Origin of the sequence: Streptosporangium sp. NPDC006007 (genome assembly GCF_040614315.1) — a bacterium.
Lineage (GTDB): Bacteria > Actinomycetota > Actinomycetes > Streptosporangiales > Streptosporangiaceae > Streptosporangium.
In genome coordinates this window covers 1-21,655 of record NZ_JBEXUG010000063.1, presented here as the reverse complement: position 1 = coordinate 21,655, position 21,655 = coordinate 1, and the positions used below count along the sequence as shown (strand labels likewise).

The 21,655-nt window shown below is 68.5% G+C and carries 24 protein-coding genes and 1 tRNA gene; 16 read left to right on the top strand and 9 right to left on the bottom strand.

The features are described from left to right. Positions 1-107 precede the first annotated feature (107 nt). Both ABZ194_RS28730 and ABZ194_RS28725 read right to left on the bottom strand, forming a co-directional pair. Positions 108-929 carry an inositol monophosphatase family protein gene (locus tag ABZ194_RS28730; protein WP_355600150.1) on the bottom strand — a complete coding sequence of 274 codons (822 nt, stop codon included), beginning with the start codon at positions 927-929 and terminating at the stop codon, positions 108-110. Next, the gene (locus tag ABZ194_RS28725) at positions 926-1,699 is read right to left on the bottom strand and encodes a DUF5919 domain-containing protein (protein WP_355600149.1); all 774 of its coding nucleotides are present in this window, start codon (positions 1,697-1,699) and stop codon (positions 926-928) included. The genes ABZ194_RS28730 and ABZ194_RS28725 overlap by 4 nt, the downstream gene beginning before the upstream one ends. 418 nt (positions 1,700-2,117) lie before the next feature. On the opposite strand from ABZ194_RS28725, the gene ABZ194_RS28720 reads away from it, so the two are divergent. The 6 genes from ABZ194_RS28720 (at position 2,118) to ABZ194_RS28695 (ending at position 5,980) form a co-directional block, all read left to right on the top strand. After that, entirely contained in the window at positions 2,118-2,462 is a 345-nt protein-coding gene (locus ABZ194_RS28720; protein WP_355600148.1) for a hypothetical protein, read from the top strand. Further along, positions 2,449-2,796, top strand: coding sequence for a hypothetical protein (locus ABZ194_RS28715; RefSeq protein ID WP_355600147.1), 348 nt, complete (start codon positions 2,449-2,451; stop codon positions 2,794-2,796). Before ABZ194_RS28720 ends, ABZ194_RS28715 begins: the two co-directional genes overlap by 14 nt. Before the next feature lie 182 nt (positions 2,797-2,978). Continuing rightward, a complete protein-coding gene (locus tag ABZ194_RS28710; protein WP_355600146.1) occupies positions 2,979-3,716 on the top strand; it encodes a GntR family transcriptional regulator in 738 nt (245 codons plus the stop codon). Between the two features lie 112 nt (positions 3,717-3,828). Beyond that, a complete protein-coding gene (locus ABZ194_RS28705; protein ID WP_355600145.1) occupies positions 3,829-4,287 on the top strand; it encodes a plasmid replication, integration and excision activator in 459 nt (152 codons plus the stop codon). An 89-nt stretch (positions 4,288-4,376) separates the two neighbouring features. Next, positions 4,377-5,219: a hypothetical protein gene (locus ABZ194_RS28700; protein ID WP_355600144.1), complete on the top strand. Its 843-nt coding sequence runs from the start codon at positions 4,377-4,379 to the stop codon at positions 5,217-5,219. Continuing rightward, positions 5,105-5,980, top strand: coding sequence for a site-specific integrase (locus tag ABZ194_RS28695; protein WP_355600151.1), 876 nt, complete (start codon positions 5,105-5,107; stop codon positions 5,978-5,980). The genes ABZ194_RS28700 and ABZ194_RS28695 overlap by 115 nt, the downstream gene beginning before the upstream one ends. Before the next feature lie 89 nt (positions 5,981-6,069). Here ABZ194_RS28695 and ABZ194_RS28690 read toward each other — a convergent pair. Continuing rightward, positions 6,070-6,159, bottom strand: a tRNA-Ser gene (locus ABZ194_RS28690). A gap of 263 nt (positions 6,160-6,422) precedes the next feature. Then, positions 6,423-6,983, bottom strand: coding sequence for a YceI family protein (locus tag ABZ194_RS28685; protein WP_355600143.1), 561 nt, complete (start codon positions 6,981-6,983; stop codon positions 6,423-6,425). Positions 6,984-7,084: 101 nt separating this feature from the next. On the opposite strand from ABZ194_RS28685, the gene ABZ194_RS28680 reads away from it, so the two are divergent. Then, a complete protein-coding gene (locus ABZ194_RS28680) occupies positions 7,085-7,600 on the top strand; it encodes a MarR family transcriptional regulator (protein WP_355600142.1) in 516 nt (171 codons plus the stop codon). 20 nt (positions 7,601-7,620) lie between these two features. Here the strand turns inward: ABZ194_RS28680 and ABZ194_RS28675 are convergent, their stop codons facing one another. Continuing rightward, a complete protein-coding gene (locus ABZ194_RS28675) occupies positions 7,621-8,139 on the bottom strand; it encodes a SigE family RNA polymerase sigma factor (RefSeq protein WP_355600141.1) in 519 nt (172 codons plus the stop codon). 294 nt (positions 8,140-8,433) lie between these two features. Between ABZ194_RS28675 and ABZ194_RS28670 the strand changes: the two genes are divergently transcribed. Together ABZ194_RS28670 and ABZ194_RS28665 are read left to right on the top strand one after the other, a co-directional pair. Continuing rightward, positions 8,434-9,384, top strand: coding sequence for a hypothetical protein (locus ABZ194_RS28670; protein ID WP_355600140.1), 951 nt, complete (start codon positions 8,434-8,436; stop codon positions 9,382-9,384). Between the two features lie 5 nt (positions 9,385-9,389). Continuing rightward, positions 9,390-10,235, top strand: coding sequence for a MauE/DoxX family redox-associated membrane protein (locus ABZ194_RS28665; RefSeq protein ID WP_355600139.1), 846 nt, complete (start codon positions 9,390-9,392; stop codon positions 10,233-10,235). 114 nt (positions 10,236-10,349) lie between these two features. Here the strand turns inward: ABZ194_RS28665 and ABZ194_RS28660 are convergent, their stop codons facing one another. Beyond that, the gene (locus ABZ194_RS28660; RefSeq protein ID WP_355600138.1) at positions 10,350-11,531 is read right to left on the bottom strand and encodes an AAA family ATPase; all 1,182 of its coding nucleotides are present in this window, start codon (positions 11,529-11,531) and stop codon (positions 10,350-10,352) included. A gap of 507 nt (positions 11,532-12,038) precedes the next feature. On the opposite strand from ABZ194_RS28660, the gene ABZ194_RS28655 reads away from it, so the two are divergent. From ABZ194_RS28655 to ABZ194_RS28640, 4 genes are all read left to right on the top strand, one after another. After that, the gene (locus tag ABZ194_RS28655) at positions 12,039-12,854 is read left to right on the top strand and encodes a M15 family metallopeptidase (protein ID WP_355600137.1); all 816 of its coding nucleotides are present in this window, start codon (positions 12,039-12,041) and stop codon (positions 12,852-12,854) included. Between the two features lie 243 nt (positions 12,855-13,097). Then, on the top strand, positions 13,098-13,961 hold the full coding sequence (locus tag ABZ194_RS28650; protein ID WP_355600136.1) for an NUDIX hydrolase: 864 nt from the start codon (positions 13,098-13,100) through the stop codon (positions 13,959-13,961). 200 nt (positions 13,962-14,161) lie between these two features. Further along, positions 14,162-15,193, top strand: a complete 1,032-nt coding sequence (locus ABZ194_RS28645) for a permease (protein ID WP_355600135.1) — start codon at positions 14,162-14,164, stop codon at positions 15,191-15,193. Continuing rightward, complete coding sequence (locus ABZ194_RS28640; protein WP_355600134.1) at positions 15,190-15,924, top strand: TIGR03943 family protein; 735 nt, start codon at positions 15,190-15,192, stop codon at positions 15,922-15,924. The genes ABZ194_RS28645 and ABZ194_RS28640 overlap by 4 nt, the downstream gene beginning before the upstream one ends. A gap of 70 nt (positions 15,925-15,994) precedes the next feature. On the opposite strand, the gene ABZ194_RS28635 is transcribed toward ABZ194_RS28640, so the two are convergent. Continuing rightward, a complete protein-coding gene (locus ABZ194_RS28635; protein ID WP_355600133.1) occupies positions 15,995-16,750 on the bottom strand; it encodes a PrsW family glutamic-type intramembrane protease in 756 nt (251 codons plus the stop codon). 276 nt (positions 16,751-17,026) lie between these two features. Here ABZ194_RS28635 and ABZ194_RS28630 point away from each other — a divergent pair, with 276 nt between their 5' ends. The 3 genes from ABZ194_RS28630 to ABZ194_RS28620 all read left to right on the top strand — a co-directional run bounded on the left by ABZ194_RS28630 (position 17,027) and on the right by ABZ194_RS28620 (position 19,525). Continuing rightward, positions 17,027-17,602 carry a hypothetical protein gene (locus ABZ194_RS28630; RefSeq protein ID WP_355600132.1) on the top strand — a complete coding sequence of 192 codons (576 nt, stop codon included), beginning with the start codon at positions 17,027-17,029 and terminating at the stop codon, positions 17,600-17,602. A gap of 361 nt (positions 17,603-17,963) precedes the next feature. After that, the gene (locus ABZ194_RS28625) at positions 17,964-18,245 is read left to right on the top strand and encodes a hypothetical protein (protein WP_355600131.1); all 282 of its coding nucleotides are present in this window, start codon (positions 17,964-17,966) and stop codon (positions 18,243-18,245) included. A gap of 422 nt (positions 18,246-18,667) precedes the next feature. Next, a complete protein-coding gene (locus tag ABZ194_RS28620; protein ID WP_355600130.1) occupies positions 18,668-19,525 on the top strand; it encodes a class I SAM-dependent methyltransferase in 858 nt (285 codons plus the stop codon). A gap of 381 nt (positions 19,526-19,906) precedes the next feature. On the opposite strand, the gene ABZ194_RS28615 is transcribed toward ABZ194_RS28620, so the two are convergent. Then, a complete protein-coding gene (locus ABZ194_RS28615; protein ID WP_355600129.1) occupies positions 19,907-20,617 on the bottom strand; it encodes a methyltransferase domain-containing protein in 711 nt (236 codons plus the stop codon). A gap of 315 nt (positions 20,618-20,932) precedes the next feature. After that, positions 20,933-21,454 (bottom strand): ATP-binding protein, encoded by a 522-nt coding sequence (locus ABZ194_RS28610; RefSeq protein ID WP_355600128.1) that lies wholly within the window; start codon positions 21,452-21,454, stop codon positions 20,933-20,935. Positions 21,455-21,655 lie beyond the last annotated feature (201 nt).

Here is a 21,655-nt window from a genome sequence, read left to right as displayed (position 1 = left end):
GCCGAGACCGGCGCCCACGCCGCACGCTCGGGCGGCGTTCGGGCGGCGGGCCGTGCGGCGGCGCGCCGCGCCGCCGCGCTTGATACCCATGAGAATAATTCGGCAAGTTACTCGCTGTGCCTGGCGTCCTTGTCCGTCTCGTCTGTCTCGGTGATGAGTTCGAGGAAATCGGTGAGGATTTTGGGGCCTGCGGCGATGGTGGCCTGGGCGTTGGTGGTGTGCGGGCTGCCATCCAGGTCGACGACGGTGGCTCCGGCTTCGCGGGCGATGAGGACTCCGGCGGCGGTGTCCCAGGGGGTGTTGCTGAGCATGACGCTGGCGTCGATTCTGCCTTCGGCAACCCAGGCCAGGTCGACCGCGGCTGAGCCGAACATCCGGATCCGCTGCACGCGGGCGGCGAGTTTGCCAGTGAGGGCCAGGCGCGGACGGTTCCTGACCTCGGCGTCGATCCCCACGGCATAGTCCCCGATGGCGACCACAGCCGCGCCAAGGTCGCTCGTCTGGCTCGCGTGGATTTTTCGTCCGTCGGCGTGTGCTCCGTGGCCTTCGGCCGCGCTGTAGCGGGAGCCGAGGAAGGGCAGGTCGATCACGCCGAGGGTCGGGGTGTCCCGGTTGGTCAGGCCCAGGGAGATGCCGCACAGCGGGATGCCGTGCAGGAGGTTGGCGGTGCCGTCGACCGGGTCCAGCACCCACATGAGCCCTCGTGCGGTGCGGGTGGTGCCTTCCTCCTCGCCGAGGAACCCGATCTCGGGCGTCTCGCGGGCCAGGAAGTCGCGCACGGCGTGTTCCACGGCGTAGTCCACCTCGGTGGCCATGTCACGGTCTCCCTTGGTGGTGACGGCTCCGGGGAGGCGGGATTTCACGATGTCGGCGGCGAGGGTGACGGCCCGCTCGGCGATTGGCAGGAGGGTGCGGGCGTCGATGGTCATAGGGGGTGGCTCCGCTCCCACATCGAGGTGAACACCTGGTCGAAGACGGGGAACAGCCCGTCGGCGGCGGTGTTGTCGTTGATCACAATCGTAGGGGAGTCGACGCCGCGCGCCTGCGGGAGATACGGCTGAACCACGCAGGTCGCCCCGTCCACGATGAGGATGTTGAAGCGGATCGTCTCGTCGTAGACGCGCACCTCCAGCAACTCGGCCGCCTCGGGGGCAAGGCGTGCCCTGAGGCGGGTCATCATGCTGATGTTGAGGGTGGTCAGCGTGACGAGCGTGTCGTCGTCGAATCCCTCCTCGCTTTCCCGGGCGCGGATCGCGGTGCCCTTGGGGTCGAGGAACAGGCAGCGGATCCGGGTGCCGTTCTCCAGCAGTCTTTTGAGCCGGTGATCGGGGTAGTTCTGGCAGAGCACGTTGAGCGACAGACCGGCGGCGTTGATCTCTTTGGCGGTGTCGAACAGTGTCGGGGACGGGTAGGCGGCGGCGAACGCCGAGCGGCTGCTGAACACGGCCGTCACATCGGCCATCTGCGGGGCGGAGCAGATTTCGGCAAGGTGGCCCGCGCCCTTCGGCGGCCCGGTATCGGCCCTGGGTGTCGCTCCTTGAGCACCGTTCGGGGAGAACAGCTCCTCGACGGTCCGGCCGGGGAACATGGTCTCCAGGACCCGGCAGTGGTCGGAGTAGGGCAGCCCCTTGAGTTCCCCGGACAGCCAGCGGTGAAGCTGGGCGCGACTCGGCCATTTTCCCTGCAATGTTGAGTCCACTGTTTTAGCGGCTTTGTCATATTCCTTACAGAAGGTCCCGTATGTCTGCCAGTGCCGTTGTTGCAGCAACGTCTTCAACAGAATCTGCCGGTCGCTCACGGTCAGCACCTTCGGTCGGAGAGGGCTCGTAAGAGCAGGTTAACCAGGAACGCGAGCCGAGAGGAGACAGAGAAGAGACAAAGGGAAACAGCATGATCACAGATGACACATGAAGGCTGTCGAGACGCGACGTGGTTCCGGGAAATCCTCACACCATGTCTGAGCGGTGCAATTCCTGTGAGGGTCGGGGCTGGAAGTACGTGAGCCCTCGGCGCGGGCTGCTCGCCGGTCCCGGCGGGGCCGTTCCTCTCTTGCGTGTGCGCGGTGCCTGTTCGACGTGCTGGCGATCCGACGCCCTTGACGCACGGACAGGGAAGTCGTGAACGGGCTGGCGGGCCTGGGCGGCATCTCGGCGTTCGAGGTGGCCGAGGCGCTGCGGGTCGCACTCGCACGCCATGGGATCAAGGCCGACGTCAACGGCGGGCATGACCTGGCGGTGGTGTCGGTCTGGACGGGCCTGACCGTGTGGTGCAACGGTGAGCACTTCTGGTGGCGTACCGGCTGGAACCCGCAGAGCAGACGGTCTGTCTACGCCTGGCATCCGGCAGTGGAGCCCGAGCGGGCCGCTCATCGGGTCGCGTTCCGCTACGCGGATCTCCGGAGGGAGCAACTCGGCTCCCCGGAGGGTCTCGACTCCACGTGGATCGATCATGGACCGCGTTGAGATGCGAGCGCGAGCGAGCGCCGAACCCGTTGAGGTACGGCAGGCCAGTGAGCTTCGGGCAGGGGAGCGTCTGGCCTTCGCCTATGAAGCGGTGGCGGGCCGGACGGGGATCGACATGGCGCCCGTCCAGGTGAAGGGCGGCGGGCCGGTGACCCCATCGCCGATGTGGGTGTGGGGCCTGGTCACGGAGGTCAGTGAGGCGCTGTGGCGCTCCTTTCCCACGGTGACCGAAAGGTGGACGGTGTGGGTGGCGTGTGAGTTCGGCGGTCAGTCGTCGATCATCACCGGTATCCCCCGCGACGTCGTGATCGTGACGTGGCGTTCCACCTCCTAGAGCGAGTGCGGCGGTGAGGCGGGGTTTCTGGAGGGGGACCCCGGTGGCGGCCAGTGACCCCGTGCCGGGGGTTTTGTGCCGGTTCTCGCCGCCGCACTCTTTGGTGTGTGGAGGCAGATCGGCTATGCAGGCCGCTCCCCCGGCTCTATGCTGACGATAAGTCGAGCAGTTGGGTTATTGTCATGTCTCTGTCTGACGAGGAATACGCCCCGCCGAAGTACGCGCAGATCGTTACGGCGATCCGCCGTAAGATCGCGGACGGCACCTACCCCCCCGGTTCACAGTTGCCCTCCGAGACACAGCTCGTCCGCGAGTTCGCCGTCAGCCGCCCCACGGTGGTACGGGCACTTCAGACCTTGCAGTTGCGCGGGATCATCGACCGCGAACACGGCAGGGGCTCCTACGTGAAGACCCCTCTTCCCGGTGCCGTGGACGACTTCTCCCGGCCGGGCCGGGCCGTACTGGATCGGGCCGAAGCCGCCGACGGCGGGAGCGTCATCGAGGCCGGGGCACGACCGGCGCCGGCCAATGTGGCGGCCATGCTCTCCCTTCCCGAGAACACGCCGATCACGATGCGCCGCGTGCTGTACAGCGAGGCCGACGAGCCGTGCGAGCTGGTGACGTTCTGGTGTCCGATCGAGCTGGCCGAGGGCACCGACCTGAGCCGTGCGACACCCCTGACGGTGAGCGTCCGGCAGCACCTGCACAGCGTAAAGGGGCTGCGGCTGGATCGGGTGGTGGAGCGCCTGGCCGCTCGTCATCCCCTGCCGGATGAGGTCAAGGCGCTGGGGTTGAGCAAGTCGGCGGCGATGCTGGGGGTTCTGGCGCGGATCTTCGACGCTTCGGGGCGCTCGGTGCTGGTGGTCGAGATCGCGCTTCCTGGCACGTTGCATGAGCTGGAAGACGCCTACACCCTGTGATGTGACCTAAGTCACATCCAATCTCGGAAACTTGTGTTGTCGAGTACTCGTTTCCGGGGCAGCTTCTAACTCGACAGTACGAGTTAGCGACAGAACGACAGGAGAAGAAGGTATGGCTATCCAGGGCCCTATCCCCGTCAGCTTCGACATGGTCTTCCCGCACGGCTGCTACGTCGTCGGGCAGGTCGAGCCGGTCAAGGACTTCGACGCCTCCACCGGCGGCCGGTTCGTCCAGTCCCGCGACAAGACCACCGGGGACCCGGTGTGGCAGGTCGCCGTCATGGACGCCGACCCCACCGTCAAGGCCGCGAGCAAGACCGTCGCCGTGAAAATCCTGTCGGTCGTCCAGCCGGTTCCCCCAGCTCCGCTGCCCGACTCGCCGTTCACCCCGGTCGAGTTCGACGACATGACCGCCACTGCCTACGTCGGCCAGAACACCGGCCGTCTGGCCTGGTCGATCCGGGCGCGGGCGATGCGCGCTCCCCGCACGGTCACCGCTACGGGAGCTTCGGCGAAGTCCACCTCCCCGGCCTCGGCCAAGGACACGGCCGGTAAGGACCTCGCGGCCTGACCACGCAAGGCGGGGCCGCCAGAAGTTGCAGCTTCCGGCGGCCCCTCACATCTCCCTGACACCACATCAAGAAGAGGACACCGAGTCTAATGTTCAAGAAACTGCCCGGCGACGAGGCACAGCGCCTGGTCTCCACCACCCCCGACACCGCCGTGGTGTTCCGCCCGGCCGTCGTCACCACCCCTGCGATCCTCACGATCCTGATCCTCACCGGGCGCATGATCGCCGGGTGCGTGCGGACGCTGTGGCGACACCCGGTCGCCTCGGCCGCCTTCGCGGTGCCCGGGGTGATCTGGACCCTCTACGGCTGGCCGTGGGCGCTCGGGCTCGCCGTCTCGATGCTCGCCGTCCCCACCGTCTGGGGGCTGGTCGATCGGGCATCGTTCCTGCGCCTGATCGGGTGGCGGCTGCTGGCCTTCTGGCGGCTGGCGTGGGTCTACCGGCGGCACTGGCAACCGGTGATGATCGTCTCCGGTCTGGGGCGTCACCTCGGCGGACGCGACTACCTGCCCCGCCTCCTGACCGTGGCCTGTACCTCCTGGGCCGATCAGGTCACCGTCAAACTCCTGACCGACCAAGCCACCACCGACTGGGCCGAGCGCACCGAGCAACTCGCCCACGGGTTCGGCGCCGCCTCCTGCCGGGTCACCGTCGCCCGGTCGGGCCGGCTGCTGCTGACCTTCCCCCGCCGCGACCCCTGTCCGCACCCTTGTCCGCCCTCCCGATCCCGGTGGAGGCGTCGGTGGGGCCGGTGGAGATCGGCCGGTGCGAGGACGGCACCCCGTGGAAGCTCAAAGTCCACGGCACCCACGTCCTGGTGGCCGGGGCGACGGGGGCGGGCAAGGGGTCGGTCATCTGGTCGACGATCCGGGGCCTGCTGCCCGCCGCCCGCGCCGGACTGGCCGAGATCTGGGCGCTGGACCCCAAGCTGATGGAGCTGAGTTTCGGGCGGGGCCTGTTCGGCGACCGCTATGCCGCGACCCCGGAAGGGTGCGTCGCCCTGCTGGAAGCCGCGGTGAAGGTCATGCAGGAACGCGCGGCCCGCTTCGCCGGAGTCCGGCGCAACCACACGCCGACGTCTGAGGATCCGTTCGTCCTGGTGGTAGTGGACGAGGTGGCGTTCCTGACCGCCTACCAGCCCGACAAGGTCCTTCGGGTCCGCATCGGCTGCAAGGAGGACTGCAAGAAGCAGGGGCACACCTGCTTCAAGAGGACCTGTCTCAAGGACTGTACGAGTCATGCCGACAGGTGCCCGAAACGCACGGGCGGGGGCATCGTCTTCCGCCAGCGAAAGGGCAAGAGCAAGCTCACCCTTCAATGCCCTCCCGAGCTGCTCGCGCTCCTCAAGGCACACCGCAAGATCCAGGCCGCAGAGCGTCTCAAGGCGGGAGATCGCTGGGAGGATCACGATCTCGTGTTCGCCACCCGCCATGGCGGCCCGATCGAGCGCACCGAAGACTGGAAGGTGTGGAAGGCGATCCTCAAGCAGGCCAGGGTTCGGGACGTCCGTGTGCACGATGCTCGACACACGGCCGCGACGCTTCTCATCGAGCAGGGTGTGAACATCCGCGTCGTTCAGGAGGTCCTGGGCCACACGAGAGTTACCACGACCGAGCGTTATGCACATGTGTCCACACCGCTCATGCGCGATGCCGGGGAACGCCTGGCCTCGGCGCTCTGGGGGGAGTCCTGAACCCCCGTTGCAACTAGGACTGCAACTATGACGCCCTTGGAGATCGAAAAGGCCCTCTCCCTGAATCTCGGGAGAGGGCCTCTGATCTGCGGAGGCTCGGGGATTTGAACCCCGGATGGGCGGTAAACCCAAACCGCATTAGCAGTGCGGCGCCATAGACCTGACTAGGCGAAGCCTCCTGGTTGCCGAGTGGCTCAGCACAGAGTACCGGCCATCCGGCGAGGCGGCAAAGCGGTTCGGGGTCGCGTCGCCCGGAATGAATCCCGCGAAGTTATCCACCTCTGTGGATAACTTCTTGCACATCTGTGGACAGAACCAGGATTTCCCAGCTGGATCCGGCTGCCGGACTGGGGATTTTCGCTCTGCAAGACCAGGAGTCTCACTCCACGGAACGCATCGGGGACTCCCCCGCGCCGCAAGCGAAGGGGAGTCCCCGCACGGGTCACGCGGGGTTGGCCTCGCCCTCGATCTCAATCTTGATCTTCTTGCCGACCACGACGCCACCGGCCTCCAGGGCCTGGTTCCAGGTCAGGCCGAACTCCTCGCGGTCGATCTCGGTCGTGATGGAGAACCCCCACAGCTCCTGCCCCCACGGGCTGGCGCCCGCGCCGCCGTACTCGACGGCGAGCTTGACCTGCCTGGTGACGTCACGGATGACGAGGTCACCGAGCACGGTGAACTCGCCGTCGGAGTAACCGGTCACGCGGGTGCTGCGGAAGGTGAGTTCGGGAAACTTCTCCACCGCGAGGAAGTCGTCGCTACGCAGGTGAGCGTCACGGTCCGGGGCACCGGTGCCGATGCTCTCGGCCTTGATCGTGAGCTGGGCCGAGGACTCCAGGGGGTTCTCCGCGATCGTGACGGTGCCGGAGAACTCGCCGAAGTTGCCGCGGACCCTGCTCACCATCATGTGCTTGACGACGAAGCCGATCCGGGTGTGGGCCACGTCAAGGACGAAGGTGCCCGGGGCGGGGAGCTGAAGGTCTTCCCAGGTCCGAGTGGTCATGTCTACTCCCGATGAGGTACTTGCCACGTAGATGTTTGCGTCAACAGATTTCTACACGAGGAATATTCCTCCCGTCAACTATCGTCGGATACAGTGTGATCGTGATCCCCTTTGACGACTCCCGGCTCACGGCGATGGGACTGCTGGCCGAGGCCTTCAGCGGCCTCTCGGCGAAGGCGCACCTGTCCTTCGCCGCGGCGGGACTCTCGGACATCGACTTCGAAACCCTCATACGGCTGGCGCGCTCGCCCTGCCGACGTCTGCGGATGAGCGACCTGGCCGCGCAGACCAACCTGTCCACCAGCGGGGTGACCCGGGTGGTGGACAGACTGGAGCGAGAGGGGCTGGTGGTGAGACAGGCCTGCGCCACCGACCGCCGATCCTCCTACGCGGTCATCACCGAGGCGGGCACCGAACGGCTCGGAGCCGTGCTCCCGCAGCACCTGGCCGACATCGAGAACTGGTTCACCGGCCTGCTCTCCCCCGAGCAGCTCGACGCCTTCCTGACCGCGCTGCGGATCATCCGCGACGCCGTACGGCCGTGCGCCACGGCGGGTGCCGGGCCCGCGCCGGCCTGCGGAGAGGGCGGAGAGGAGCGAGCCGAAAGAATCGGCTAACCGGGTGGACCGAGAGAGCGTCAGGGCTGTGGCTCCAGCTGCCGCTGCTCCGGGATGGTGAGATCGCCCCTGAGCCGGGCGATGGCCCGCGAGACCGTGCTCTTGACCGTGCCGACGCTGATCCCCAGCGCCCTGGCGATCTCGGGTTCGGTCATGTCCTCGTAGTAGCGGAGCACGACGGCGGTCCGCATCCGGGTGGGCAGCCGATCGAGGGCCTGTTCCACCTGCTCGGGCAGGTGGCCACGGCCTCCGGCGAGGGCCGGCTCCGGGATCTCCTCCGACGGATACTCATCCAGCCTGCGCCGCCGCCACCAGGAGATGTTGATGTTGACCATCGCCCTGCGCACATAGGCGTCCAGGGTCGCGCGGTTCTGGATGCGGTCCCAGGCCAGGTAGGTCTTGAACAGAGCGGCCTGGAGGAGGTCCTCGGCGTCGCTGGGGTGTCCGGTGAGCTGATAGGCGGCGCGCAGCAGCGCAGCACCGCGAGCAACGACATACTCGTGGAACTCCTCGTGGTTCCCGCCGGTCACCGCGATCACCAGCCCGTGGTCAGGTGCGTCTCGTGGCCAGAATCGCAGCCGGAGCCCCCAATTCGGCTGAACTAAAATCAATATTTTGTCCCGTCGACGGCAAAGACCGACTCGACACGGTAATGGAAGTCCGAAGTACCGTTGACGATGATTTGCCCCAAAGTAGATAACAACGCGTTCTACCAGGGATAGGAATTTTGATACCTGGTCGGACACCTGCCGGAATTATTGATGAAGCAAACGGCGAGACCTCGACGGACATGTGACGCTGACTGGGGAAACTCAGCGAACGTGGGAGTGACGATGCCGTATCACAGCGCCGACCGCCGCCGCGTTCTGGCCGCGGCCGCGCTCGGCCGCCCCGTCGCCGAACCCGGGCCGGTCTCGGACGAGGATGAGCCCCTGCGCTCGGTCATCGGCGAGCTTCTGGACGTCAGCCCACATCTGATCATCATCGACACCCCGGAGGGCGGGGAGGAACGACTCGTCATCGCGCCGTGGGCGACCGCCTGGCGCGGCGAGACCGTCGCCCCGGCCGACCTGCCGGTGGGCGCCCACGTGATCATCAGAGCGCTTCAGGGCGGCCGGGTCGCGGACCGGATCTGGGCGGACGTCACCCGGATCACCGGCGTGATCCAGTCCGTCGGCACCGGGTCCGGAGATCGCACCATGGAGCTGTACTGCGGCCCGCACCGGGGCCGGCGCACGATCGTCATCCCCTACGGCGCCTCGGGGCGGCTGCGGGTCCGCCATCCGAAGTTCGAGCCGGGCTATCTGTTCGACGCCATCGGAGTCCGTGAGGACGGCGCCGCTCACGCGCGCCTGCCCGCGACCTCGCAGCCGCCCTACCGATGGACGTCCGCCCCGGAACCGCCCCCCGGCTACAGCGGCACGCAGTCCCGCATCTCGGGTACCTGCACCTGGTCGGACACCTTCGACTGGGGCGAACGGGGGGCGGCCTACCCGATGTTGGAGCGGTCCGACAGCGGCTGCCAGGATGCCGGGGTGTCCTGTACCGGACTGCCTTATCTCGCTCTGGGCTCGACGCTCAACGTGCGCAACGTGTGCGCCGGGCGCGCCGCGATCCTGCCGATCGTGGCGTGCGGCTGCCTGGCGGGCCGGTTCTGCGACCGCTGCCTGGAGTGCGGCACCTCCGCCCGGGGCCGGGTCGTGGAGTTGTCGCCGGCCTCCTTCGTGGAGCTCGGCGGGGAGCTGACCAAGGGGTGCTTCAACGCCCGAGTCGGATTGGGGTGACACAGATGTTGACGACGATCGCCACCGCGCAGCTCCCGGTGCTGGGCGCGTTGCTGGCGGCGGGCGCGTTCGCCAAGGTGTGGACGGCCAGGGGGGAGCCGGGACCGGGTGTGCTGAGCAGGCTCGGACCGGCGGTGCTGGTGGCCGACCGCTGGCGCGCGCCCGTCCTGCTCGGCTGCGCCGCGGGAGAGGCGGTCCTGCTGGCCGGCCTGATGGCCACGGGCCACCTGGCGTTCCGCTGGAGCGCGGCGGCGTTCTTCGCGATCTCCACCTACGTGCTGTGGGAGCTGAGGCGACGCCGCCCGGACGTGGGCTGCGGCTGTTTCGGTGAGGTCAGCGCCATCCCGGTGGGACGGCGTTCGCTGGGGCGCACCATGGCGCTGACCGCCATGGCGGCGGGGCTGGCCTGGGCTCCGCCGATCTCCGGCTGGACGCTGATGGCGGGCATGACGTGGTCGCAGGCGCTGGCCACGGCCGGAGGGCTGCTGCTGCTCGCCGTACTCTCACCGGAGATCGAGGAGGTGGCCGTCCGGCTCCGTTATCGCGCTCCGTGCGAGCAGCGTCCGTTCGACCCGGCGAGCGCGCTCGGCCGCCTGCGTTCGAGCGCGGCCTGGCGCTCGCACAAGGACGTGCTGACCGGCACCGATCCGGTCGACAGCTGGCGGGAGCTCTGCTGGGGGTTCTTCGTCTATCCGGGGCGGAGCCTGACGGGCGAACCGGTGGACGTGGTCTTCGCGGTCTATCTCAGCGGACGGCACCCGGCGGTGCGGGCGGCGATGGTCGGCGTCGACGGCCGGCCGGTCGAGTTGGCGTCTCTGCCGGAATCTATGCCCGTATCGGCCGGACGCTAGAGGTGCCTAGATTTTTCTAGGACGGCAGGATTCAGCTCTATACGGCTCTCTAGCTTCCCCACTAGAGAGCCGTATAGAGGTCTAGGGCCCCGCCACAGTATATCGAACACATGTTCAGACAGGTTGAGAACGCAGAAACTTTCCGAAGTGCGGCACGGTGAACGCGATCAGCCCGCGCTCGGCGCTGTAGATCAGCCCTTTCTTGATCAGGCTGTCACGGGCAGGGGAGAGGCTGGACGGCTTACGTCCGAGACCTTCGGCCACCTCGGCGGTGGCCACCGGCTCGTCGCCGATGGAGGCCATCGCGTGCATGTAGTCGCGCTCGGCGGGGGTGGCCCGCTCATAACGGCTGCCGAAGAAACCGACCGCGAGCTCCTCCTCCGCCTCCGGCGCGGAGACCTTGATGTCGTCGGCGGTGATCGGACTGGACAGCGCCAGGTCCCAGGCGACCTTGCCGTACGCCTGGACGAAGTAGGGGTAGCCGTCGGCCGCCTCATAGAGCGCGTCGAGGGCCTCCTGGGTGAACTCCACCCCCTCGCTCTCGGCGGGGGCGATGAGCGCCTGGTCGGCCGCCTCCCGATCGAGCCGGTCGATCCTGGCGTAGCGGAACAGCCGCTCGGAGTAACTCTTGCTGGCCGACAGCACACTGGGCAGGTGCGGCAGACCGGCGCCGACCACGATCAGCGGCCCTCCGCTCTGGGAGAGCTCGTGGCAGGCCGCGCAGAGCGCGGAGACGTCGGGGGCCTGGACATCCTGCATCTCGTCGATGAACAGGGCGATGCCGACCCCCAGATCGGTGGCGACCCCGGCGGCGTCGACGAACAGCTCGGTGAGGTCGATCTCCAGGTCTCCGGAGTCGGCGCGCCCCCGGGCGGCCGGCACGTCGATCCCCGGCGACCAGTGCGAGGTGCCCTTGGCCGCGCCGGGGTCGCGCATCGCGAACGCCTTGAGCACGCCGAGGAACTCCTCGATGCGCTCGGGCGCCCGGTGCCTGGGGGCCAGCTCACGGACCGCGAGGTGCAGCGCGGCGGCCACCGGGCGCCGGATCGACTGGTCGGGCCGGGCCTCTATCTTCCCCGTGCCCCAGAGCCGCTGCATGGCCATCGACTTGAAGGTGTTGAGCAGGACGGTCTTGCCCACGCCCCGCAGGCCGGTGACGACCATGCTCCGCTCCGGGCGGCCTCGGGCCACCCGCTCCAGCACGATTTCGAACTGCTGCAGCTCACGATCACGCCCGGCGAGCTCCGGAGGGCGTTGCCCGGCACCTGGGGCGTAGGGATTGCGCACGGGGTCCACGCTCTCGGACTTTATGACGGGATATAGCGGCCGTCGTAGATTTCCGTAGAAAGCGCTACGGCGTGTCGCGTGACGCCCGACGGAAACCCGCGGAACCGGGGCGTGGGCCGCGGGCGACATCGCGAGCATCGCCATGACACACCCCTCCCCCGGGTGGACACCCGTCCGAACCCGTGTTCGATCCAATGCCACCGACTGTAGCGTCACTTCGAACACAAGGGCGAGAGTTTCGAAGAAAAGCCCGGCTAAAAACCCGGGCACCTCGCCGGCGAGGGCAACGGCCCAGCTCAGGAGCGGATTCCAGGCGGTGCCCGGCCTCCGGACACCTCCCGGGCAACCGCGCCCCGGCCCCGACCTCAGCCTCAGCCCCGATCCCAGCCCCGGACCCGGGCACGTCGTCCCTGTACGGCCTGATCGTCGCCCGCCATGACCTCGCGGTAGCCAGGAAATACAATGAAGGCCTGTCCTCTTTAATCCGGCGTGGGACGGCGAGTGGAGCGGCGACAGATGAGAGGCTCTCGATCCGTGATGCGCATCCAGGCGACGCTGGCGGTGGCCACCGGCTGTCTCGCGGCGGCGGCGTGCGGCGCGACCGCCACCCCGCAGTCCGGGCAGCCCGCGCAGTCCCGGCAGGCCACCCAGCAGCCCTCCCAGTCCCCGACGCAACCGGCCCAGCCGGCCCGGTCCGGCTCGACGTCCCCGCGGCCGTCCCCCACGGCGGCGCCGCCCTCCGCGAGCTCCGCCCCCGCGGGACCGCCGCCGTTCTCCGCCAAGATCTCCAAGGTCACCCGCGACCGGCTGCGCCACTCCTGGCGGCCCGGCTGCCCGGTCCCGATCGGCGACCTGCGGATGGTCACGATGACCTACTGGGGGTTCGACGACAGGCCGCACACCGGCGAGCTGGTCGTGCACAAGGACGCCACAGACGCCGTCGTCACGGTCTTCGGCCGCCTGTACGGCTGGCGCTGGCCGATTTACAAGATGGAACCCGTCGACGCTTACAAGGGCGACGACTTCGACTCCATCGAGGCCGACAACACCTCGGCGTTCAACTGCCGTCCGGCGACCGGGTCGAGCAACTGGTCCCAGCACGCGTACGGCAGGGCCATCGACATCAACCCCCGCGAGAACCCCTACGTGTCCGCGAACGGCACGGTGGCCCACAAGAACGCCCGCAGGTTCGCCCGGCGCCCGGTGCACGCCCCGGGCGTGATCAACCCCGGCGACCGGGTGGTCAAGGCGTTCCAGCGGGTCGGCTGGGAGTGGGGCGGCTACTGGTCGGGCATCAAGGACTACCAGCACTTCAGCAAGAGCGGCGGGTAGTACCGGCGTAGACGCTCGTTCGGATATCGGAGTGGTCCGGCGGAGGGCACCGGGACTTTTCGAGGAGCGGTGGGTGTGTGCGGCCTGTGCCGTGATCGTGCCCGTGAGGTGCGACCCGGAGAGGCCGGGGTAGGCGGGGCCGCGGGCCGGGCGGTGGAACGGTGGGACCGGATATTGATATATCGGTCTATGCCAGCATGGCCCGCACCTGGGAACCGACGCCTGCTGGTGCATGATTGAGCCATGGTGGCCAAGGACGGAGACGGGTGGGCCCGCTGTGATCGCGGACATCGGCACTGGGGGGTGTACGGCGCGTCCGGACTACTCGCCGTCCACCACGACCCCGCCGGGACACCCCGCGTCCTGATGCAGCAACGCTCCACGTGGAGTCATCACGGCGGCACCTGGGGACTACCCGGCGGCGCCCTGGACAGCCACGAGGACGCCGTCGCGGGCGCCTTCCGCGAGGCCCGCGAGGAGGCCACCATGGACGGCGGCGACCTCCGGGTCCAGGGGGTGTATCTCGACGACCACGGCGGCTGGTCCTTCCACACCGTGATCGCCGAAGCCTCCGACCTGCTGGAGGCGGCCCCGGCCAACGACGAGAGCGCCGACCTGCGCTGGCTCACCTTCGACGAGCTTCCCAGCGGGGAACTGCACCCCGGGTTCGCCGAGACCTGGCCGACGATCAGTCAGGCGCTCGGCCCGCTGCTGGTCGTCCTCGACGCCGCCAACATCGTCGGCGCCCGAGCCGAGCACGGCTGGTGGAGGGACCGGGCCGGCGCCACCGCCAAGCTGCTCTCCGAGGTCGGCGCCCTGAGCGCGGGCGGGGTGCGTGCCGTGCCCGACGCCCTCCCCGCCCTGGTCCGGTGGTTTCCCCGCTTCACGATGGTCGTCGAGGGTGGCGCCAGGGGCGTCGCCGAGATCCCCGGCGTCTCGGTGATCGCCGCTCCGGGGAGCGGCGACGACGCCATCGTGCGGGCCGTACGGGATGCCGCCGAGTGGGAGCGCGTCCTGGTGGTCACCGCCGACCGGGGCCTGCGCGGACGGGTCACCGCCCTGGGGGCCGGGGTCGTCGGCCCGAGGTGGCTGCTCTCTCAGCTTTAGCCCGAGACGACTGCCGTCCGGCCTTGGACGTGCCGCGCGTGCGAACGTGCCGCGTCCCGAACGTTCCCGGCTCCCCACATGCCGCGTACCGAACCTGCCGCGTCCTGAACGGGCCGCGCTTCGAACGGGCCGCACTCCGAACGGGCCGCGCTTCGAATGTTCCACGTGGAACATCGGCCGAGTCTGCGACGATGGAGGATGTGCCCGAGCTGCGAACCGACCCGCGGAACACCTGGGACGACGGAGACAGGGCGGTTCCTCCGGATTCCTGGGGGCGCGACACCGCGCCGGGGCTCTCGCTGCCGTGGGGGTTCGCGCTCGTCGTCGTCCTGCTGGTCGTGGGCCGGTCCGTGCTCACGCCCCACCTGACCTCGCCGGCGCTCCAGACCTGGGCCACGATCTTCGTGGCGATCTGCGTGCAGGCCCTGCCCTTCCTGGTCTTCGGCGTGGCACTGTCCGCCGCGATCACCGCGTTCGTCCCGGCGTCGTTCTGGACCAGGGCGCTGCCCGGCCACCCGGTCGCCGCCGTACCCGTCGCGGGGATGGCGGGCGCGGTGCTGCCCGGCTGCGAATGCGCGTCGGTGCCGGTGGCGTCGGGCCTGATGGCCCGAGGGGTGACCCCGGCCGCCGCGCTGGCCTTCCTGCTCGCGTCTCCGGCCGTCAACCCGGTCGTGCTGGTCGCGACCGCCGTCGCCTTCCCCGGACAGCCGATGATGGTGGCCTCCAGGTTCGGGGCGTCGCTGGCCGTGGCGGTCCTGGCCGGCTGGCTCTGGCTGCGGTTCGGCCGTAGCGAGTGGCTGCGGATCCCGGCCCGCCCGCACGGGGACGGGCCGGGGTGGGCGCGGTTCGGCGAGGCGATGCGCCATGATCTGCTACACGCGGGCGGGTTCCTCATCTTCGGCGGCCTGGCCGCCGCCACCCTGAACGTCATGGTTCCCCGGGAGTGGCTGACCTCGGTGGCCGGGGTGCCGGCGGTGGCCGTCCTGACGATGGCCCTGCTGGCGGTGCTGTTGTCCATCTGCTCGGAGGCCGACGCGTTCGTGGCGGCCTCGATGACCGCGTTCTCGCCGACCGCGAAGCTGGCCTTCCTGGTGGTCGGGCCGATGGTGGACCTGAAGCTGATCGCCCTGCAGACCGGTACGTTCGGCAGGGCGTTCGCGGTCCGGTTCGTCCCGCTGACCTTCGTGCTCGCCGTTCTGGTGAGCAGCCTCGTCGGAGGGCTCGTGCTGTGAACCGCGTGACCCAGAACCTGGTCCTGACCCTGCTCGGCTGCGCCGTACTGCGGATCTCGGCGTTCTCCACGATCTACCTGAACTACGTGAGGCCCGGTTTCCGGCCGTTCCTGATCGCCGCGGGGGCGGTGCTGGTGGTCCTGGGTGTCGCCGGGCTGTTCCGGAGCATCCGGCCAGGGCGGTTCTCCCCCGCCGAGCCCCATGCCCGGGAGGACGGGCACGGCCACTCCCATGACGGTCCCCGGGTCGCCTGGCTGATGTGCCTGCCGGTGTTCGCCGTCTTCCTGGTCGCGCCGCCGCCGCTGGGCTCGTTCGCCGCCGCCCGATCCGACACCCCGCCACCGCGCGGCCACGCGGTCGGCTCCTTCGCCCCGCTGACCGGCGACGGTCCGGTGGACATGCCGATCGGCGAGTTCATCGGCCGGGCCTGGGACGACGACAAGAAGTCCCTCACCGGCCGCCAGGTCAGGCTGACCGGCTTCGTCACCCCGTCGAAGAAGCCGGGTCAGTGGTACGTCACCCGCATGCGGATCGCCTGCTGCGCCGCGGACGCCTTCCCGCTCAAGGTCGTGGTCAGGGGGATCAAGGCTCCGCCCGTGGACACCTGGGTCGAGGTCACCGGCACCTGGATTCCGCGTACGTTCGGCACGATGCCCAACGGGGTGGTCTATCCGGAGTTGTCGGGCACGAGCCTCATGGCGGTCGAAACGCCGGACGAGCCGTACGACTGACGTCCTCCCCGGTGTGAAGGCCGGAGCACCGGCCCGCGTTTCGGGTGGCGCGACCCCGGGTGCGCGGAGGTCAGGCGCGGGACGGCCGCGGGACCGGCGCCACCGCGGGGGCCAGGTCGAGGGTGGCCCGGTGGAACAGCCAGTAGCTCACCAGCGCGACGACGGGGAAGAGGAGCCGGACGGGGCCGGGGAGGTCGAGGGTGAGGAGGCCGTCGTTGAGCGAGTGCAGTACGGCCGCCGCCGCGAAGACCCCGGTGACGGCGCTGGTGACGACGACCCTCCCTCTGGACTGCCAGACCCCGAAGGCGATCGCGCAGATCAGGCCGGTCCAGGCGAGGTGGCTGAACGGTGTGGTGAGGCCGCGCATGAACAGCACCACACCCGCCCCGACCGCGCTGTCGTGGTTGATGCTCTTCCAGGCGTAGGACATCGACTCCATGATCGCGAACCCGGTCGCGCAGGACAGCCCCAGCGCGACGCCGGCGGGTTTGGTGAGGTGGCGGCGGGTGAGCGCGACGGCGAGGAGGGGAACGAACTTGGCCGCCTCCTCGATCCATCCGACCCGCAGGATCGTGGGGTCGCTTTTGTCGGGGATGAGGAGGGAGTCGAAGTATCCACCGAGCAGGAGGGCGACTCCCCCGCCGAACAGGAACATCCCCGCCAGTGTGATGCCCGGTACGGTGTCGCCGATCCCGGTACGGTCGTGGATGGCGACGAGGAGGGCGACGGGGCCGGACGCCGCCCCGTAGAAGAAGGCCGCCGGCATCACCGCGCGGTTGCCGACCGCCTCCGTCATGAGGATGAGCGCGGCGGACAGTGCCATCATCCCGATCCACACTTTGAACCATCTACGGCGATAGAACCCTAAATGTTCCCGCATGCGAAGTAATTCCCCATTTAGGATGACCTAAATTCGGACGAATGGTGCATTTTTCGCTAAAGGTCAACCTCTGTTCCACCGCCCACCCCCCTGCTCGCCCTCACTCCCTCCCCCGTCGCCTCTCCGCCGTTCCCCTTCCCTCCCCCGCCGTCGTGGCCGATCACGAGCGGCCCGGAGTTAAGATCACCCCTGTCCGTTCCCACCGGCCCTCGGAGGCCCCACGTGGACCACCCGCCGCGGTACGGCAGGCCACCGCGAGGCGAGGCGGGCCGGGCACTGGCCGCGATAGTGATCATGATCGTCGGTGTGCTCATCGGGGCGGCCGTCACCGTGGTGACGGTGCTCGGCCCGGCCCCCGAACCGGAACCCTCCCCCGCTCCGCGGAACTCCCAGTGGTCGGAGACCGAGGTACGGCAGGCCGCCCAGCTCGCACTCGACACCTACGCCGGCGAGGCGTACGGCGATTTTTGGGACCTGTGGAGCACGCGGGCACAGGCGCTGATCAGGCGCGAGGACTACGTCAGACTGTTCCGGCTCTGCCCGCCGACCGCGCGGGACACCCGGTTCACCATCGCCGCCGTCACGATCACCGGCGAGGGCGCCACGGTCCAGGCGACCCGGTCCGGCGCCCCGGAAAGCTTCGACTTCCTCTTCGAGGACGGCTCATGGCGGTACACCCCGCCGCCGGAACAGCAGCGGGAGTATCGGACCAGGACGGCCGACCAGATCGCCCAGGAGGGACAGACGGCGGGGACCTGCGGATCGACCGCGCCCACCTTCCCCACGTCATCGGGATGATCCCCCCGGACGTCGCCCTCCGGGACCCGTCCACGGTCCGGCATCGGAGGGCGGACCCGCAAAAAGGACCTCCCGGCACAGGCGGACCGGCTTCCTCGGTCAGGCGAGGAGGGAGGCACGGCGCGCGGGCAGGGATTGTCGGCCGAGAAAAGCGGGACGAGGATGTTCATCAACCGGATGATGAAGCAGTAATCTCCAACAAGAATCATCACAGGCCTTTATTCGCACCCCAACACACCCCTTTATCGCAAATGATCGGTCAACCGTATGGCATAATCGGAAATCTATGAATAGTGTGGGAGCAATGCCCCGGCGGGCAGCCGATCCGCACTCCCGGCAGAGGTGACGGAGGCCAAGCCAGATGAATGTGCACTCCGGGATTGCGATGCTGTTCGCCTTCGCGGCCGGCGCGCTCGGAGTCTACGTGTTGAGAACCGAGCGGCTGCCCCGGTGGATCCGCAACCGTGATCAGCACCACCCGCAGACGTACGGGTGGGCGAAACTACTGATGGCCACATTCATCACGATGCTTGTCATACCTCAGACCGTGGACCTGCCCTATGGCCTGGTGATCGGCCTGATCATGCTGGGACTCGTGGCCGCCGCGGCATCCTGGTGGCTGACGTTGAAGCGAATTCGCTGATTCGGCCTCGCCCATTCGACGAGACTCCCCCCGGCCCGGCCACCTCGCCGTCTCCGGCCGCCCCAGAAGGCGGTGCCGTCCGGACGGCACCGACGACCGGGACGGCGGAGCCTTTTCCGGCCGGCCGGAAGTGATCGGCCCCGGGTCCGGCACGACACGTTCCCGCCCTTCGATATCGGGTGCCACCCGGCTCCGCCCGGTGGTTCCCACGTTGACCGGAGACTAGGCCAGGAAGCAGGACATCGAGACACAAGTGATTCAGAGCAGGTGAAAACGGCAGGTCCGGAAAGGCGATACGTCGACGACCGAATCGGTGCACGACCCGACATTTCCTGGGAAATTCCGGTTCTCACGTCCTCCGAACCCCTCCTTCGACCGTCTTAGCCGGGACGTATCAATGTGAAGGATGGGGAAAGGCTTTCATGTCAGAGCCATTACGGCGCCGCACCACCCGGACCATGCGCGCGATGGGTGCGGCCATCACCACTCCGCCCTGGGTGCCCCCGGGTCACTTCTACTCGCCGCTCACCGCCGCGACGGACGTGCGGCGGGCCGTCGCCTGGAAACGGACCCCGGGCAGGGACCGTGTCCCGGGCGTCGAGCTCCACGAGGCCGAGCAGGTCGCGCTGGCCACCAGCCTGGCCGAGGAACTCGGCACGCCGTTCGACGGGCCGAGATACACGCCGTCGAACTCCATGTTCGGCCCCGCCGACGCGGCGGTGTACCGATCGATGCTCCGCCACCAGCGGCCCAGGCGGGTGATGGAGATCGGCTCCGGCTTCTCCACCGCGCTCGCGCTGGACACCGTCGACTACCCCGTCGAACTGACCTGCGTCGAGCCCTACCCCGACCGCCTGCTGGCCCTGCTCCGCCCCGGGGACACCGATCGGCTGAACCTGCTGCGCTCCCCCGTGCAGGACGTTCCCCTGGAGACCTACGCGAAGCTGGAGTCGGGCGACCTGCTGTTCATCGACTCCACCCACGTCGCCAAGGCCGGCTCCGACGTGCTCTGGCTGTTCCTGCAGGTGCTGCCACGGCTCGCACCCGGGGTCGTGGTCCACGTCCACGACGTCTTCTGGCCGTTCGACTATCCCGACGACTGGCTACGCGAGGGCCGCGACTGGACCGAGAACTACCTCCTGCACGCCTTCCTCGTCGGCAACTCCGGCTACGAGATCCTGCTGTTCTCCTCCTGGCTCTGGCAGGAGCACCCCGAACTCGTCCCCAAGGCACTCGCCACCGAGAACCCCGGCTCCATCTGGATGCGCCGCACCGGCTGACGCCGATCGACATCCGCTTCCACGGCGCGGGTGCCCCCTCCACCCACGCCGGCCTCGAAACGGAAGGCCACTCCGCCCGAGTGAAGCCGTCCCGGCTCATCCGATCGGCCCCGTTCCGGCGGGCACCGCATGAGATGGCCGGACATGACGACATGTGACTCTGCTTCCACCTCCGGGCGGTGCCGGCCGTGGATCTCCGTCCGGTACGGCGACAGCACCGCCCGAACCCCATGTCCACGACCTCACCGCCGAGTTCTCCCCACCGACCGATGGCCCGGACGGAGCGGTGAGCATCACCGCCGACGAGATCCGTACTCCGGCGGACACGAGCGTGAAAGCCCACTCCTACGGCATGGACCACGGCACCGGCACGGCTGTGCCCTATCGCCGTGACCGAGCACCTGTGCCGCCGGAGTGGTCGGGGGCGTCCCAGACCATGGCGTGTGCCCGGCCCACGTTGCCGAATCCGGCGGTGGTGAAGACCTGCCGATATTCCCGCTCGAACCGCTCCCGACTGAGATATCGATCGCTGACCCGGTGGTCCAGCCATGCGCCGGTCGACAGCCGGTAGATCTCCCACGCCTCGGCGGGGCCCCGGCGGACGGAGTCGCGGAGAAGTTTGCGTAGCTCGCCGCCGTACAGCCACCAGCGTGGGTTGGCCGCCCGCGGTGAGACGGTGTCGACGAGCACGGCCCGCCCGCCCGGGGCCACGAGGGTTTTGATACGACGCAGTGCGGCGTTCAGATCAGGTACGTGGTGCAGGGTGGCGGCGCTGAGCACGAAATCGTAGCGGCCCTCGCCCTCGACATCGAGCAGATCTGCCCGCCGATAGGCGACGTTCGGCCGAGACCGTCGTCCGCGGGCCAGTTCGACCATCGAGCCGGACAGATCAACGGCGTCGACCTGCGCGAACCGCTCGGCGAGGATCACCGCGTGCCGCCCCGCTCCGCATCCCAGGTCCAGCGCGCGCCGTCCCGAAAGGGGCAGCACCTCCGGAAGCCAGTCCCCGACATGGTCTCCCACCAACTCGTGCAGCCGGTCGTACTCCTCCGCTATCCGGTCAAAAGATTGAGCCTGATCCCGTGCGATCACCCGCCGCCTCCCGGCCCGGATCACAATGGGCCCCTCCATCTGATCCAACGCGGGTCAGATGGCATACGCGGCCCACCTTGAACGCCCCTGTATCGCACCCCAAAGTACGAGATGTTCCAGGGACGAGAAGCGAAGTTCCGGACCGTCGACCGCCTCCGGCTACTGCTGTGACCGGAAACGTTCACCGGGGTGCACACGTGTCCGGCAGGGTTCTCATAGGGCAAGGACCGGGAGCAGTGGAGGAGTCCACGCGGTTTCTTGGCAGGAGGCGGTCAGTGTTGCCACCCGCGCCTGTTTTCGCGTGGCGGGCGGACCTCAACCATTGACGGCCTCTGCGATCCGCAGGGCGGCCTGGGCAGGCGTGAGGTGCGTGGTGTCGACGACCTCGGCCTCGCCGTGTAGCCACGTGCGGGCCGCCTCGGCGTAGGGCTCAAGGTATTTGAGACGGAAGGGGGAGGGGCCAAGAAGAGTGTCCCCCTCGATGCGCCCGCGGAGGGTGTCCTGGTCGGCGTGGAGGACGAAGTGCCGTACCGGAATGGCATGGTGGGCGAGGCCCGTGCTGATCTCGCGCCAGTACTGCTCGACCAGGACGGTCATGGGCATCACCAGAGTGCCGCCGGTGTAGTCGAGTACGCGGCGGGCGGTCTCGACGACGAGTGGCCGCCACGGCGGCCAGTGCTGGAAGTTGTCCGTCCTGGGCAGCCCCGGCGTGATGTCCATGAGTGTCTCGCCGACCTTCTCTGCGTCGAACACCCGTGAATCCGGGATCAGCTGCTGCACGAGCACACTGGTCGTCGTCTTGCCCGCGCCGTGGGTACCGTTGAGCCATACAATCACGGGACCCGATGCTAGCGCTGTGCGGGCCGCGGGAACGGACACCGGGAAACAGGTCAGTGCCATGGCGGATGGCATGGCCACCGCCGGTGAACGTTTCCGGTCACAGCGCTAGTACGGCAGCCGCCATTTGCTTCGTGAGCTGGGATGATGTGCGTCAGGTCGATGCGATCTTGTGATGACAATCCCGTGCAACGAGAGCAG